Annotated in this window: 11 protein-coding genes, 1 pseudogene and 1 CRISPR repeat array; of the genes and pseudogenes, 10 read left to right on the top strand and 2 right to left on the bottom strand. The window is 55.5% G+C overall.

Translation table 11 applies throughout. The features are described from left to right. Nucleotides 1-25 precede the first annotated feature (25 nt). A CRISPR array of direct repeats spans nucleotides 26-1,355; the repeat unit is 37 nt; unit sequence ATTCTCCCGGCTTATTTGGTCGGGAGTGGATTGAAAC. Between the two features lie 616 nt (nucleotides 1,356-1,971). From THINI_RS27175 to THINI_RS05725, 5 genes and pseudogenes are all read left to right on the top strand, one after another. Continuing rightward, nucleotides 1,972-2,455, top strand: a pseudogene (locus THINI_RS27175) (IS982 family transposase). 198 nt (nucleotides 2,456-2,653) lie between these two features. Further along, the gene (locus tag THINI_RS05740; protein WP_002707708.1) at nucleotides 2,654-3,598 is read left to right on the top strand and encodes a dioxygenase family protein; all 945 of its coding nucleotides are present in this window, start codon (nucleotides 2,654-2,656) and stop codon (nucleotides 3,596-3,598) included. Nucleotides 3,599-3,699: 101 nt separating this feature from the next. Further along, nucleotides 3,700-4,299, top strand: coding sequence for a hypothetical protein (locus THINI_RS05735; RefSeq protein WP_002707707.1), 600 nt, complete (start codon nucleotides 3,700-3,702; stop codon nucleotides 4,297-4,299). Between the two features lie 124 nt (nucleotides 4,300-4,423). Next, a complete protein-coding gene (locus THINI_RS23210; RefSeq protein WP_002707706.1) occupies nucleotides 4,424-6,760 on the top strand; it encodes a hybrid sensor histidine kinase/response regulator in 2,337 nt (778 codons plus the stop codon). Between the two features lie 107 nt (nucleotides 6,761-6,867). Beyond that, complete coding sequence (locus THINI_RS05725; protein WP_040839141.1) at nucleotides 6,868-7,371, top strand: response regulator; 504 nt, start codon at nucleotides 6,868-6,870, stop codon at nucleotides 7,369-7,371. A 60-nt stretch (nucleotides 7,372-7,431) separates the two neighbouring features. Here THINI_RS05725 and THINI_RS05720 read toward each other — a convergent pair whose 3' ends face one another. Further along, complete coding sequence (locus THINI_RS05720) at nucleotides 7,432-7,941, bottom strand: DUF4405 domain-containing protein (protein ID WP_002707704.1); 510 nt, start codon at nucleotides 7,939-7,941, stop codon at nucleotides 7,432-7,434. A 159-nt stretch (nucleotides 7,942-8,100) separates the two neighbouring features. Here THINI_RS05720 and THINI_RS05715 point away from each other — a divergent pair, with 159 nt between their 5' ends. The 5 genes from THINI_RS05715 to THINI_RS05695 all read left to right on the top strand — a co-directional run bounded on the left by THINI_RS05715 (nucleotide 8,101) and on the right by THINI_RS05695 (nucleotide 13,911). Continuing rightward, entirely contained in the window at nucleotides 8,101-9,468 is a 1,368-nt protein-coding gene (locus tag THINI_RS05715; protein ID WP_002707703.1) for an efflux transporter outer membrane subunit, read from the top strand. A 12-nt stretch (nucleotides 9,469-9,480) separates the two neighbouring features. Further along, on the top strand, nucleotides 9,481-10,842 hold the full coding sequence (locus THINI_RS05710) for an efflux RND transporter periplasmic adaptor subunit (RefSeq protein ID WP_002707702.1): 1,362 nt from the start codon (nucleotides 9,481-9,483) through the stop codon (nucleotides 10,840-10,842). Beyond that, nucleotides 10,839-11,537, top strand: a complete 699-nt coding sequence (locus THINI_RS05705; protein ID WP_002707701.1) for an ABC transporter ATP-binding protein — start codon at nucleotides 10,839-10,841, stop codon at nucleotides 11,535-11,537. Before THINI_RS05710 ends, THINI_RS05705 begins: the two co-directional genes overlap by 4 nt. After that, nucleotides 11,537-12,748, top strand: coding sequence for an ABC transporter permease (locus THINI_RS05700; protein WP_002707700.1), 1,212 nt, complete (start codon nucleotides 11,537-11,539; stop codon nucleotides 12,746-12,748). The genes THINI_RS05705 and THINI_RS05700 overlap by 1 nt, the downstream gene beginning before the upstream one ends. A gap of 170 nt (nucleotides 12,749-12,918) precedes the next feature. Next, the gene (locus THINI_RS05695) at nucleotides 12,919-13,911 is read left to right on the top strand and encodes a hypothetical protein (RefSeq protein ID WP_002707699.1); all 993 of its coding nucleotides are present in this window, start codon (nucleotides 12,919-12,921) and stop codon (nucleotides 13,909-13,911) included. Here the strand turns inward: THINI_RS05695 and THINI_RS05690 are convergent. Continuing rightward, nucleotides 13,879-15,258, bottom strand: a complete 1,380-nt coding sequence (locus THINI_RS05690) for a Na+/H+ antiporter NhaC family protein (RefSeq protein ID WP_002707698.1) — start codon at nucleotides 15,256-15,258, stop codon at nucleotides 13,879-13,881. The genes THINI_RS05695 and THINI_RS05690 overlap by 33 nt on opposite strands. Nucleotides 15,259-15,263 lie beyond the last annotated feature (5 nt).

Genomic DNA, 15,263 nt, shown 5'->3' with positions numbered 1-15,263 from the left:
ATTTTTATGCCCTTACACAAGGGCGATTCTCCCGGCTTATTTGGTCGGGAGTGGATTGAAACCTGCCTGCCATCTCAAAAAATAAAATAAAATTTGATTCTCCCGGCTTATTTGGTCGGGAGTGGATTGAAACTCAAACGCCAGGGCAATATCCAAAAACCGACTAGCATTCTCCCGGCTTATTTGGTCGGGAGTGGATTGAAACAGAAAAAATAGAAAAAGCGCATCAGTTCAGTACGCCATTCTCCCGGCTTATTTGGTCGGGAGTGGATTGAAACAGGATGCCCACTGAATAAACCAGGAAGGCCAGCATTCTCCCGGCTTATTTGGTCGGGAGTGGATTGAAACCGCAAATGACTCAGAAACGAACGCCGACAGAAACAATTCTCCCGGCTTATTTGGTCGGGAGTGGATTGAAACCGTTTGTGGTTTCAACCTTGGTTGTTTCATCTGTATTCTCCCGGCTTATTTGGTCGGGAGTGGATTGAAACCTCACAACGCCTGATATTGAGGCGCATCTGGAAGATGATTCTCCCGGCTTATTTGGTCGGGAGTGGATTGAAACTTGATGTTTTGCCAGCTAATGCGCGCTTCTTTATATTCTCCCGGCTTATTTGGTCGGGAGTGGATTGAAACGTTAAGGTATTCTGGCAGATAGTATGAACCCGGTTATTCTCCCGGCTTATTTGGTCGGGAGTGGATTGAAACCGAAGGCTATCAGGCGTTTCAGGGCCTGCTGACTGATTCTCCCGGCTTATTTGGTCGGGAGTGGATTGAAACAACCTTAACGGCGACATTGTTGCAACAGTCCCAGACATTCTCCCGGCTTATTTGGTCGGGAGTGGATTGAAACAACCCCAGCACGGCAGGCAAGAAATTATTGCTGGAATTCTCCCGGCTTATTTGGTCGGGAGTGGATTGAAACGGCATGAAGTCGGATGGTGTCGAGAAACGTCTGATTCTCCCGGCTTATTTGGTCGGGAGTGGATTGAAACAGCCACGTATTCAACATTCCCTTCGCGGTGACCGAATTCTCCCGGCTTATTTGGTCGGGAGTGGATTGAAACAAATACGACCCGGGCAAGACTTACCTCGGACGATATTCTCCCGGCTTATTTGGTCGGGAGTGGATTGAAACACGGGCAACATGACAAAGAGCGCGGCTTGTAGAAACCATTCTCCCGGCTTATTTGGTCGGGAGTGGATTGAAACATCACCGCTGGGGCGCGGTTGAACCTGCACCAGATTCTCCCGGCTTATTTGGTCGGGAGTGGATTGAAACCTGATGTTTGCCCCCGCCGCCAGCGCCCGCATCTGGATTCTCCCGGCTTTTTTAGTCGGGAGTGGATTGAAACTACTTCCAGTCTCGTTTGTGATCAGGGAGGGTTACACGAACACTTGGGCAAGCACTCCGAAGCGGGCAGCCAAGGTGTGAATGGGGCTACGAGCTTTGATCCCGCTCATTCCCGGCATCATACACCCAGCACTACCACAGCGCGTAATTGCTGTTGAGCGCAGCGAGTGCCGCTGACTCACCATCATGCACGGCGTTCACGCTGAAATCTTTCTTTAACCTGAGTTTTGCTTAAGCGGGGCAGGCTTCCGTCCCCATGGTATGTTTGAGATAACCACACCACCAAACAGCCAAAGGAACGGAAGCCATGGAAGACAGCTTACTGGAATTATTCTGCGACATAGACGATTTTTGCCAGCAGTTCGTGCCGGAGTGGAACCGCCGCCAACTGGCCAGCGGTGAACGCCAGCGCCAGCGTACACAGCAGCTGGCGCTAAGTGAAATCATGACGATCCTGGTGTATTTCCACCGCTCCAGCTACCGCTGTTTCAAGCATTACTACCTGTACCAGCGGGACAAGCTGCATTCGGCCTTCCCGGAACTGGTCAGCTACTCCCGGTTTGTTTACCTGACACCGACCGCCTTGATCCCGTTGTGTGCTTACCTGATGGGGCGGCGTGGCGAGCAAACCGGGATCAGTTTTTGTGGACGCCACTTCCATTGCGGTATGCCACAACCGCCGTATCCACAGCCACAAAGTGTTCAAAAGGTGGCGAAACGCGGCAAAACCTCAACGGGCTGGTTTTACGGTTTCAAACTGCATCTGGTCATCAACGACCGGGGGAGTTGTTGGCTTTCCAGATAACACCCGCCAATACCGATGACCGCGCGCCCGTCCCCAAACTGGCGCGCGGACTGGTGGGCAAACTGTTCGGTGACAAGGGCTACATTTCCAAAAAGTTGTTTGAAACCCTGATGGAACAAGGTTTGCAACTGATCACACGGGTACGCAAAAACATGAAGAACCAACTGCTGCCCCTGGAAGACAAGCTGCTATTGCGTAAGCGGGCGCTGATTGAGACAGTCAACGACCAACTGAAAATATCTCACAGATTGAGCATACCCGGCATCGCAGCATCGCCAACTTCATGGTCAATCTGATTTGTGGCCTGATTGCCTATACGTGGCAACCCAAAAAGCCGTCCTTGAAATGGGCAATGGAAGAAGTCATGCTCACGGCATAAGGTTTATGCAAAACTCAGGTTTCTTTACATATCTTTACATAGTCAGAGCCTTGACGTTATTCATGAATGGGAATAAATTCCCATTCATAAGTTTACTACCATTGGAGAAATAACGATGACAAAGCAAGCTGGTTTGTTGGAACGCCGCCGGATTTTGAAAATGCTGGGAGGGGGAATGCTCTTGAGCAGCCCGTTGCTGCTAAGTGCTTGTGGCGGCGGTTCCGCTAGCACGACGGTAAGCAGCAGCGGAACTGACAGTAGTAGCGCAACCACTGGCACGACCACAACGACGGCTGCCAGTACTACAACTGATTCCAGCACGACGACGACTACCAGTACTACAACCAGCTCTGGTACAACGACGGCTGCCAAATGGGCGGCTGGTACTACCGGCCTGATTACAGCTGCTTACCCCGGCGACAGCATTTTTGAGAGTGGTAATACCTGCACAATTTCCCTGACGGAAACGACGACCGAAGGCCCTTGTTATTTTGGCGTCAATACCGGGGAGGATATTTCCAGTGGATTGTCTGGTTTGCCCATGCAGTTATGTCTGAAACTGGTGGATATGTATTGCCAGCCATTGGCGGGTTACCAGATCGAAGTCTGGCACTGCGATAATCGCGGTATTTATTCCGGGGACACCAGCAAGAGTTTTGACAGCAGCCGGTTTGCCGGTTCTTTCTGTACCAATAATGATAGTGCCTCTTTGGCAAGCACCTGGTATCGGGGGATGCTCACCACAGATAGCAGCGGGCGGGTCAATTTCAAGACCTGTTTCCCGGGTTGGTATCGGGGGCGTACCATCCACATTCACTTCGCAGTCAGTGATAGTGCGGGCAACTCGCGGGTCATTTCCCAATTCTGTTTTGCTGACACGCTGACCAAAGAGATCTGCACTACCCACGAGTATTACAGCAGCCGGGGTGAACAGGATACCACCTTGGCAGGTGGGCGGGATTCGGTTTTCCCCAGGAGCGGGTATGAAAGCTTCATGCTGGCGACACAGCAAAATGCGGATGGGACAATGCTGGCTTACCATACGATCCAGATTGCGTGAGATGAGCCGGGTTTTACATTTCTTTACATCTGGCTTTACACCGCTTTACTGGTAACTGTTGGATACTATGCGCTCCAACTGACAGGATCGGAACATAATCCATGAAACAATTACTCGTAATGGGCTTGCTGGCGGCGACACTGACAGCTTGTGGCGCAGCGCCTTCCTCACCGGAGGGGGCGGCCGGTGGTCAAGCGCAAGCAGGCCACTATCTGGCGCGGATGCAGTCTGATCTGGGGCTATCAGCCGCGCAAGCCAGCCAGATCAGCGCAATCGAACAGGCGCAACGTAACAAGATGGACTACCTGCGCAACAGCTCACAAGCGCGCATCAAGGGCTTGCTGACCCCCGACCAAGCCGCGAAGTATGACCAGCTCAACCAGCAACGCCAACGCGGAATGCGTCGCGACGGCCAGCAACCCCCACGTGCTGACAGGCAACAAAATGGCCAGTGGCAACATCAGGATGGGCGCGGCAACGGCATGGAAAACCGCTTGCAGCAGGAACTCGGCCTGACCCCGCAACAGGCCAGCGAAATCGCCAGCATCCAGCAGGCTGACCGAGCGCAAATGCAGGCACTGCAAAACGAAACCCAGGCGCAAATCCGCCAGGTGCTGACGGCGGAACAAGCGGCGAAATTCGACCAGATGCGCCCACAACGCTTTGGCAGCGACCGTTTCCAGCGCCAACGCCAGAACTGATTGCCCGTTTTCGGTCTCGAAGACCCTCGCTGCATTGTGTGGCGGGGGTTGTTCGCGTGCAGAGTATGCGGCAAGTTTGTGTTAGTATCAGTGGCGGTCTTGTTCTGTAGCAGGTAGGGCAGCCATGGAAACAAACAGCGCGAATACTCCCGAAGACACTTTGCTGGAAACCCGTCGGCGCAGGGATGCGTTGCGCCTCCGGCTGGCTTTTGAGGCGGGCTACCTCACCTCCGTTGAATGGGACATCAAGCGTGACGAGGTTCGCCGTTTCATCTCCACGACGTCAGCCCTCCCCATCATCCCGGAAGACAAGCCGATCACCTTCCGGGAAGCCTGCGAAAACATCTACCACAAAGACCGGGCAAACTTTATTGCCAACGTGCAGGCCGCGCTGAAGCACGAGCAAGGCCATTACACCAACGAATTCCGCATTATCGACCCGGAAACGGGCGAGTTCCTCTGGCTGAGCGCGACTGGGCTGGTTGAATTCGACAGCGAAGGCCAGCCCGCCTACCTGATCGGGTTTTCACGCGACATAACCGCCCAGAAAAAGGTTGAACTGAACTTGCGGGAAAGTGAGTACCGCTATGCCGGTATCGTCGAATCCGCCATGGACGCGATCATCTCGATAGACAGGCATCAGCGCATCATCCTGTTCAATGCGGCGGCGGAAAAAATGTTTGGCTGTCGGGCGGATGAAGTTATGGGTGAGCCGTTAAACCGCTTTATTCCACAACGTTTCCATCAACATCACCAGCAGTATGTGGATAATTTCGCGCGTTCCGGCACAGCTACCCGCAAGATGGGTAGTCTGGGCGTCATCACGGGGCGGCGGGCCAATGGTGAGGAATTCCTGCTGGAAGCCTCCATTTCCCAGGTGGGGGGTGACGGTGGGCCATGCTTTACGGCGGTATTACGCGATATTTCCGAGCGCAAAAAGACCGAAGATCGGCTACGCGAAAGCAAGAATGACCTGGATCGTGCCCAGGCAGTCGGCCAGATTGGCAGTTGGCGGATAAATCTACGCACGAGTGAGGTTATCTGGTCTGCCGAAAACCACCGGATATTTGGTGTTCCGGAAGGCGCCGCGTTGAGTTTCGAGCTATTCATCAACCTGGTTCACCCTGATGACAGGGAATATGTGAACAGTAAATGGCAAGCCGGGCTGACTGGTGAACCCTACGATATTGAACACCGCATCGTGATCAACGGGGAGGTCAAATGGGTACGGGAACGGGCCTATCTGGAAACGGATGAAAGCGACCAGTTGCTGGGCGCTTTTGGTATTACCCAGGATATTACCCAGCGTAAACTGGCGGAACTGGCCCTGCATGAAGCCAGCCACCGTAAGGATGAATTCCTCGCCATGCTGGCGCACGAACTGCGCAATCCCCTGGCCCCGATCAGCAATGCCGTCAAAATCCTGCGCATGACGCAGCAGGGTAACCGGGCGATAGAGCAAACCACCGACATGATCAGCCGCCAGGTCAAGCATCTGGTGCGTTTGGTGGATGATCTTCTGGATGTTTCCCGGGTATCGCGCGGTAAAATCAAACTGCAAATGGAGCCGGTCAATCTGGCAGGCATTATCCGCCAGGCCATCGAAACCAGCCAGCCCTTGATCGACTCACGCGGTCATACACTCAAGGTTTGCCTGCCGCCGGGGGTTGTGCGTGTTGAAGGCGACGCCACCCGATTGGCGCAGGTGATCAGTAATTTGCTCAATAATGCCGCCAAATACACCGATGCGGGTGGAACCATTACCCTCGGGCTAGAGCTTCAGCTGGATAATTCCCCGGATTCTGCCCTACTAGCCGTTATCCGGGTGAAGGATAATGGTCGCGGCATGGAGCCAGCCGCGCTGGAAAACCTGTTCAATATTTTCTATCAGGCTGACCGCAATCTCGACCGTGCCGATGGCGGTCTCGGCATCGGTTTGTATCTGGTCAAAAGTCTGGTCACCATGCACGGTGGTCAGGTGCAGGCTTTCAGCGAAGGGCGTGGTAAAGGCAGCGAATTTGTCATTCATCTGCCATACTTTCAGGAGCCGCAGCCGGAAGAGGCGGTAAACGCAGGCAGTAAAGCGAAACCCGCTCACCGCAAACGCATTTTGTTGGTAGACGACAATCCCGACGTAGCCGACAGCATGGCCATGCTGCTGAATTTGTTTGGCCATGATGTCATCATGGCGCATGATGGCCGGGAAGCGGTGGGCATTGCCCTTAAAGAAAAGCCGGATATCGTGTTGCTGGATATTGGTTTGCCGGGCATGAATGGCTACGAAGCGTGCCGAGCCATGCGCAATGGTGGCCTTATCCAGACCATGATCGTAGCCTTGACAGGTTACGGGCAGGAAGAAGACAGGAAAATGGCCTTGAAAACCGGGTTTGACCATCATTTGGCCAAGCCGGTTGATCTTGATGTGCTGGAAAAATTATTAGTAACCTCACAGGGGGTGTGATACTGCATTCAGTCCCGTGAGGCGCAATCCCGAAGAGAGCGTTACCAATGAATACAAGCTGGTTGGTTCAACAAGCATTTCGTACCCACCCATGCGTCATGCTAAACATGCCCGAAGGCGAGGAGGATGTTCAGCGCGTCTGTTATACCAAGGCAACGTGGTTTAATCATCATTCCCGGCAGCAAGGCGTCGGGTCTGTGCCTTCCCCGTGCGATGATTCAGGTAATACATCCCCATCGGCTGGCAGCCACCGCATTTTGTTGGTGGAAGATAACCCGGATGTAGCCGACAGCACGGCCATGCTGCTGAAGCTGTTTGGCCATGAAGTGTTGCTGGCATCCGATGGCGAGCAAGGTGTTGCAACGGCTATGCAGGAAAGACCCACCGCCATCCTGCTCGACATCGGTTTGCCCAAAATGAATGGTTACGAAGTCTGCCGGGCGATACGGGCGGCGGGTTTGGCCGATATTCCCATCATTGCCGTGACCGGCTACAACCGGGCAGAAGATAGGCAAAAATCAGTGGAGGCCGGTTTTAACCAACATATGCCGAAACCGGTGGATATGGATGAGTTGGTCAGGCTGCTGAGTGGTTTTCCGGGTAAACAATGATGTGACGAAGGGTTTGGCTGTTGCCGACCAAGCCCTTGATGCAAAATCCTTGCTGCGCCGTTATTTGGCGGCAATCACTTTATTCAGCAATTCCACCGGGTTCTGCCCGTTCTGACGGGCGATGTCACCCAATGAAGCCGTTGTAGCTTCTACTGTCAAACCTTGCTGTTGCAAGCTCGCCTGCAAACCTTCCAGCGTATTGCCGGTCACGCCAGCCAGCTTGTCCAGTGGCGCATTCATCAGCACTTGCGTTGCCGCCATTGCGCCACCACGCCCCGGCGGGCCGCGACGTTCCTCGGCGGGAACCAGCATCGATGCCACCATCACCACCGTGAACAGGCCAATCACCGCCACCGCCGGTTTCTGGGAAAAATAACGGCTGAACATTTTCCAGTTGAGGGTAATGTGCAGGCCAACCGCGAGCACCATCAGCCAGCTCAGCCATTCGTGCGCCACCTTGATCAGACCCAGTTCTATGTGGAAAAACATCAGGATGCCGGTAACCGACATTAGCAGGAAAGCGCCAATCGTCATCGGTGTCGCCCAGCGGCGCAGGGTAGTCATGTCCATGTTCAAATCTCCCGTAGTCAGTTGTTGACGGGGAAATCATTACTGACACGGGTCAATACACAAAGCAGTTTTACATTTCTTTACATGGCGTTTACCCACCTTAACTGAAGCTTGAGACAAACTTGAAGCATGGAAACTTTTCACGAAGGAGTTGGCTAAATGGCTTATAAACCACGTCTCTTGCTAACCAGCTTGGCCGTCTGCGTGGCGCTGGCTGCCTGCACCCCGGCCAGCCGTGTGCGGGATACTGTCGGCGGGTCGGCAGCGGCGTCAAAGGATGCCGCTGCTGCCAGCATTGCGGCGCGCACGCCAGTACAGGCAGCCTGGTGGCAGAAGTTCAATGACCCGCTGATGGCGGCGCTGATCCAGGAAGCCCTGCAAGCCAACCCCGACATTACCACGGCGCAAGCCAGCCTGCGTTCGGCGCGGGCGCAACGGGTAGTCGCCGGAGCCAGCCTGTTGCCATCGGTATCAGCAGGCGGTTCCGCCCGTAGCAGCAATGGCAATGATAGTTACGGGGCCAGCATCGACGCCAGCTGGGAAGCCGACCTGTTTGGAGCCAACCATTTTGCCACCCATGCGGCGGAAGCTGACCTGCTGGCCGCCAAGTCCAGCCTGGAAGATGTAAAAGCCTCCCTGGCCGCCGAAGTCGCCAGCAACTACGTCAACCTGCGGCTGGCACAGGCGCGGCTGGGCGTTTCCCGCCAGAGCTTGGCCTCCCGTCGGGAAACCGTGCACCTGCTCAGCCTCAAGCAGCAGGCCGGGCTGGCTAGCGGGCTGGATATGGAGCAGGCCAACCTGAGCCTCGGCCAGCTCAGCGCACAGCTACCGGCGCTGGAAAGCAGCATTGCCCAGTCGCGGCACGCATTGGCGATCCTCACCGGCAAGCAACCCCAGGGGCTGGATGTACGCCTGAAAAGCGGTGGGGCGATCCCGTCCGCTTCCGTGCAACTGGCCAGCCGGATTCCTGCCAATGCTTTACGCCAGCGCCCCGACATCCGCGCTGCCGAATACAAAGTGACAGCTGCCAACCTGAGGGTAGGGGAGGCTAAAGCCAACCTGCGCCCCAGTTTCAACCTGGGTGGCTCGCTTAACCTCAGCGAATTGAACCTGGCGGATTTGTTTGATGCCTCGGCAGTGGCGCGTTCCCTGCTGGCATCCATCAGCACCCCGTTGTTCGATGGGGGTAAGCTGAAACAGCAGGTGGAAATCCGCGATGCTACGCGTGAGCAAGCCGTTGCCAGCTACCAGAAAACCTTGCTGGTGGCGTTGAAGGATGTGGCAAACGCCTATGCGGGCCTGTATGCCGTGCGCCAGCAACAGCCCATCCTGGTGAAAAATGTGGAACTGGCGCGCAGCGCGGAAAAACTGGCGCAACTCAGCTATGACGCCGGTACTGCCGATTTCCAGACAGTGCTGGATGCGCAGCGTTCGGTGCTGAGCGCGCAGGAAAGCCTGCTGGCGGCACAGGCAGACAACACCCAATCAATCATCAGCCTGTACAAGGCTGTTGGCGGCGCTTGGTAAGGAGAACCCAACATGACCATGATGAATCCAACAACGCCTTCGGTTGAAGAAGTCCTGAAACAGAAACAAACCCGAGGCAAGCGCCGCTCCTGGAAAGGCTGGCTGGCAAGCTTGGTACTGTTGGCCGTCGCAGGCGGCGCGGGCTGGTATTACCTGAACAGTTCCTCCAGCAGCAGCCAGCAGACCTTCCAGACGCAGGTGGCCAAACGTGGCAACCTGAGCGTCACTGTGACCGCTACCGGTAATCTGCAACCGCTCAACCAGGTTGACATCGGTACGGAGCTTTCCGGCACAGTCGATGCCGTGCTGGTCGACACCAATGACCCGGTGAAAAAAGGCCAGGAACTGGCACGCCTCAACACCACCCAGCTGAATGACACCATCACCAAGAGCAAGGCATCGTTGGCATCCGCTGACGCCAGGGTGAAACAGTCAGCCGCCACAGTCAAGGAGGCGCGCACCAACCTCAACCGCCTGCGCCAGTTGTACCAGAGTTCCGGGGGCAAACTGCCCGCCAAGTCCGAGCTGGATTCCGCCGCCGCAACGCTGGAACGCGCCCAGGCCGATGAAGCCGTTGCCAAAACCAGCGTCACTTCCGCAAAAGCCGAGCTGCGATCGGCTGAAACCAATCTCGGCAAGGCCATCATCACCTCGCCAATCGACGGTGTGGTGCTGAACCGTTCGGTTGAGCCGGGGCAAACGGTAGCGGCATCCCTCTCAGCCCCAACCCTGTTCACGTTGGCGGAAGATCTGGCCAAGATGGAGCTGGAAGTGGGCGTGGATGAAGCCGATGTCGGGCAGGTCAAGGATGGCCAACAAGCCGAATTTACCGTTGATGCTTGGCCAGGGCGCAAATACCCGGCGACGATTACCCGCGTGAGCCTGGGTTCCACCCAGGCGGATAATGTGGTGTCTTACCTGACCACGCTGGCGGTGGAAAATGCTGACCTGACTTTGCGCCCCGGCATGACCGCGACAGCCACCATCTCGACCGAATCGCGGGAAAATGCCTTGCTGGTTCCCAACGCGGCACTGCGGTTTACCCCCAGTTTTCGCAGCAATGGCGCGAATGGCAGTGCCACCAGCGCGGCCAATGGGCAGAATGACGGTGGTATTTTGTCCAAGTTAATGCCGCGTCCGCCGGGCATGGGGCGTCCGCGTACCCAGCCTTCCAAGCCGGAAGTATCCGTTGGTAACAGTGAGCAGCGGGTATGGGTGCTGGAAAATGGCCATCCGCGCCCCCTCAAGGTTAAAACCGGCATTACCGACGGCAAGATGACCGAGATTGTGTCCGGCGAACTTCAGCCTGACATGCCGGTCATCATTGGCAGCAGTTCTGTTGGCGAGCCTGCCAATGGGGGAGGCAGCCGATGAGCGCCCTGATCGAACTCAAAGGCATCACCAAAACCTTCGGGCAGGGCATCGCGGCTTTCCAGGCATTGCGCGGCGTCGACCTGAGGGTGGATGAGGGTGATTTTGTCGCAGTGATGGGGCCAAGCGGTTCCGGCAAGTCTACCGCCATGAACATTATCGGTTGTCTGGATGTGCCGACTGGGGGTGAATACCTGTTCCGCGACACGCATGTGGAACAGCTCGACCGCAACGAGCGTGCCTTGCTGCGGCGGCATTTCCTCGGCTTTGTGTTTCAGGGTTTCAATCTGTTGGCACGTACTACAGCGCAGGAAAATGTTGAGCTGCCACTGTTATACCGGGGAGAACCGGCAGCCTTGCGTCAGGAAATGGCGGCAGCGGCGCTGGAACAGGTTGGCCTAACCGGCTGGGGGCATCACACCTCGGCGGAACTGTCCGGTGGTCAGCAGCAGCGTGTTGCCATTGCCCGTGCCATCGTCACCAACCCAACCCTGTTGCTGGCGGATGAGCCGACCGGCAACCTCGATACCCAACGTAGCCATGAAATCATGGAACTGCTGGTGTCACTCAACGAACAAAAGGGCATCACCATCCTGATGGTTACGCACGAGCCGGAAATGGCCGAATACGCCAAGCGTGTAGTGCATTTCGTCGATGGTAGGGTGGAAAGCGATGTCCGTAACCGGAGGGCTGCGTAATGTTATGGAACAGTTTTCTGCTGGCGTTGCGGGAAATACGCCGCAACCTGATGCGCTCTTTCCTCACCATTCTCGGCATTGTGATTGGCGTGTCGGCGGTCATTACCATGGTGACGCTGGGCAATGGCGCGACCCAGGCGGTCAAGGATCAGGTTGCCAGCCTGGGCAGCAACCTGCTGCAAATCCGCTCTGGCCAGCGCATGTTCGGCCCGCCGGGCAGTGGGCAGCGTGCGCCTTCCTTTGAAATGGCTGATGTGGAAGCGATTCAAGAGCGTATCACCGGTCTGGCAGCGGTTGCACCCGAAATCAGCCGTACCGCCACAGTGGTTTCTGCCGCCAACAACTGGTCTACCAGCGTGACCGGTTCCACCAACGACTTCTTGCAGGCGGGCAACTGGACGCTGGCTGCCGGGCGCGAATTCACCAATGCCGAAGTCGAAGGCGGGCAAACGGTTTGCATCATTGGCGAAACCATTCGCCGTGAGCTGTTTGGCACTGCCCAGCCCTTGGGCGAAACCATGCGTGTTAAGAATTTTTCCTGCGAAATCATTGGTATTCTGGCCTCCAAGGGTCAGGCGTCGATGGGGCGTGACCAGGATGAAATCGTGGTGATGCCGATCCGTGCCGTGCAGCGCCGTCTGACCGGTAACCGCGAGGTTTCCAGCATCCAGGTGTCGGTGCAGAACGAAAGCGACATCGACCGGGTGAAGAATGAGCTAACGCAACTGTTACGCGAGCGGCGGCGGCTGGAGCCGAATGAAGACGACAATTTCAATGTACAGGATACCCGCCAGATTGCGGAAACGCTTTCCGGCACGACGCAAATTCTGACCATGCTGCTGGGGGCAGTGGCATCGGTAAGCCTGCTGGTCGGTGGTATCGGGATCATGAATATCATGCTGGTTTCCGTTACCGAGCGTACCCGCGAGATTGGCATCCGCCTGGCCATTGGGGCGTTGGAGCGGGAGGTGCTGATGCAGTTCCTGATCGAAGCAGTGGCGCTGGCGGCGCTGGGTGGCATTATCGGTATCGCGCTGGCAACGGGGGCGTCAGTCATCCTGTCACAGGTGATGAGTGTACCGTATGTGTTTGACCCGACCATTAACCTGCTGTCATTCGTGTTTTCGGCGGGGATTGGTATCCTGTTTGGGTATATGCCTGCCAAGCGGGCGGCGCGGCTGGATCCGATCGAGGCATTGCGGCATGAGTGATGGGTTCCTTTCTGGGCAGGCAATACATTACGGATTCAGGCGATTGCCAACAAAATACGGAGATCGTGCTAACATGGGTGGGTACAGGCTGGTTTATGTGGGCGCTTGTGTTGGTACAAGTTGCGAAATAATAAAAGGCCCTTTTAATGTCAATGGGTTAAGGTTGGTTTGTGGAAGAATCGCTCTCATTTGTTGTCACGCTCGAAGGTGGCGCACCATCTGTGCAATTGGTGGTGCTCGAAGGTTACAGCCACCCAAACCGTATTATGGAAGTTCCGTTTGGCTTGCTGGATTTCCTCGCGCTCGTGCGTAGCGCCCAGGCTACCGGCGATTACTGGATTGTGAATACCACGCCGGATTTGCCGGAATTTCAGGTTGAGTCCGCCATTTTTGTGCGCCATCGTGACGGCAAAATCCTCTGGGACATCGTTTTCGAGCACTACGAACCTTTCCTGGATATTGAGCTGGCGGACGACGAAGAAGAGCCGTTGGATGATTATGATGAAAACGTCATAACCCTGAGTTTTGACCCTTTCCAGTACGTCAGTGCCCTGTACCAGTTTTGCCAGTTGTACCCGCAGTTCAGGCCAGTGACCTTCCAGCCAAAATCGGCGGATGACAGTTTGCGGCTGGAACAGTTTTTACCCCAGCTGCACATTCTCTGGCGGCGTTATGGCGAAGCCCAGGGAGCGGTCAGCACGGATGGTATCCTGGTCAGCGAGACCGACGCTTTTGCCAAGCAGGCGGAAGAGCAATGGACTGATGAAGTCTTGCGCGCCTTGCTGGAAACCCGGCTAGGGAACATGCTGGGCAATATTGACGATTACCTCAACTCCCTGCCAGAGGAAGTGCTGGCAAAGCTGGAAGCCGACAGCGAAAACATTGAAAAAGCGCTGAATGAACGCTGGGAAAAACTGGTCAACTCCCTCACCGAGGAAGAGGCTGAAGCACTGGAAAACGACCAGGCTCACCACAAATTCCCCAATAGTCTGAAATTGCGCCTAATGCGTGAATTTCTGGCGGGGAACCCTGCTGTCCTGTTGGGTCACGCCCATGTCGTGGGTGAAAGCGGCGACAAACCAGACAAAGTGGTCAGTTTGGAGTCATGGAAAAAAGACAAGGATTCCATTTCAGGCCAGCAACAATCCGGCCAGGACGAATAATCCGGCCGCAAGCGTTCCCCCCATCAATGCATAAGGCAGCTGTGAATTGACATGTTCAATATGATTACAGCCCGCTGCCATCGAGGAAATGATGGTGGTGTCTGAAATCGGTGAACAATGGTCGCCAAACACCCCGCCCGAAACCACCGCCCCGATCACCAACTCAACGTTGGCTCCGGTAGAGACCGCAAGGCTGACGCCAATCGGCAGCATGATGGAAAAAGTTCCCCAGCTGGTACCGGTGGCAAACGCAATCACACTGGACAGCAAAAAGACAATCACCGGAATCAGGCTTGGTGAAACCAGATCGCCAGCAAGTGACGCAAGATACTGGCCTGTTCCCATGCTTTTGGTGACATTGCCGATGGTGAAAGCCAACACCAGGATCAGCACGATGGGCAGCATGTCGCTAAGGCCGTGGTAAAAACTCTTGAACCAGGCTTCCCGGCTCATGACGCCGCCGAGGACATACTGCAAAAAGGACACAAACAGGCTGGCCAGCACGGCGTAAAAGACCGCTGTTGAGCCGCTGCCTTCCAGAAAGTTGCCATTGCCGGTGTAGTATAGGGAAACCGGCATCATGCCAATTAAAACCACGAGGGGAACCAGCATTCGGCTAATATGGCCACCATCTGCTGGCAGGGGCAGTTTTGTCGGCGTAACCTGGCGCTCATAATGACGCATTGAACCTACATCCCAACCCCGCAGGATCACCACCAAGACCAGGGCAATGGCGATTAATGCATAGAAGTTGAAGGGAATTGACTCAATGAAAATCCGGGTGGGGCTGCCGCTCAACATACCGTCCGTAACTTGGGCGGTTATTAACCCGATCAGCAGCGCGCCCCAACCGTTCAGGGCGATCAGGGAACAAACCGGTGCCGAGGTAGCATCGCAGACATAGGCCAGTTTCTGTCGGGAAACGCCAAACTTGTCACACAGAGGGCGGGTTACGGTGCCTGCTACCAGTGAAGTGATAGACGATTCAATGAAAATCAGTAGCCCAATGATGTAAGCGAGGATCAAAGCGCCCTTGCCGGAACGGATAGTGCGGCTTTTCTGGGTCAGGAAATGCACCAGGCCAGCCACACCCCCGCTATCGACTACCAGGCGCATAACTGCGCCAACCATCAGCGAAAATAACAGGGTTTTGGCGATCCAGCCTTCGGCAAACAGGCTGATGATGTTGTCAAGCAAAGCAATGACTGCATCCAGCGGGTTGAAATTGTTGAGGATCAGAAACCCGGCGAAAATACCGGTCAGCAATGAGATGACAACATCACGCGACACGATCGCCAAAGCAATAGCCAGCAGCGGCGGCAATACTGAAAGCAGGCCAAATTCCATTCACT

This window comes from Thiothrix nivea DSM 5205 (genome assembly GCF_000260135.1).
Taxonomy (GTDB): Bacteria; Pseudomonadota; Gammaproteobacteria; order Thiotrichales; family Thiotrichaceae; genus Thiothrix; species Thiothrix nivea.
This window is presented reverse-complemented; position numbering and strand designations above follow the sequence as displayed.

What these genes read in the sequence shown, in the direction of transcription:
- THINI_RS05700 (WP_002707700.1), top strand. Translation starts at nt 11,537, where the DNA reads ATGTTATGGAACAGTTTTCTGCTGGCGTTGCGGGAAATACGCCGCAAC.
- THINI_RS05720 (WP_002707704.1), bottom strand. Translation starts at nt 7,941, where the DNA reads ATGGACATGACTACCCTGCGCCGCTGGGCGACACCGATGACGATTGGC.
- THINI_RS05710 (WP_002707702.1), top strand. Translation starts at nt 9,481, where the DNA reads ATGACCATGATGAATCCAACAACGCCTTCGGTTGAAGAAGTCCTGAAA.
- THINI_RS05735 (WP_002707707.1), top strand. Translation starts at nt 3,700, where the DNA reads ATGAAACAATTACTCGTAATGGGCTTGCTGGCGGCGACACTGACAGCT.
- THINI_RS23210 (WP_002707706.1), top strand. Translation starts at nt 4,424, where the DNA reads ATGGAAACAAACAGCGCGAATACTCCCGAAGACACTTTGCTGGAAACC.
- THINI_RS05740 (WP_002707708.1), top strand. Translation starts at nt 2,654, where the DNA reads ATGACAAAGCAAGCTGGTTTGTTGGAACGCCGCCGGATTTTGAAAATG.
- THINI_RS05705 (WP_002707701.1), top strand. Translation starts at nt 10,839, where the DNA reads ATGAGCGCCCTGATCGAACTCAAAGGCATCACCAAAACCTTCGGGCAG.
- THINI_RS05690 (WP_002707698.1), bottom strand. Translation starts at nt 15,258, where the DNA reads ATGGAATTTGGCCTGCTTTCAGTATTGCCGCCGCTGCTGGCTATTGCT.
- THINI_RS05725 (WP_040839141.1), top strand. Translation starts at nt 6,868, where the DNA reads ATGCCCGAAGGCGAGGAGGATGTTCAGCGCGTCTGTTATACCAAGGCA.
- THINI_RS05715 (WP_002707703.1), top strand. Translation starts at nt 8,101, where the DNA reads ATGGCTTATAAACCACGTCTCTTGCTAACCAGCTTGGCCGTCTGCGTG.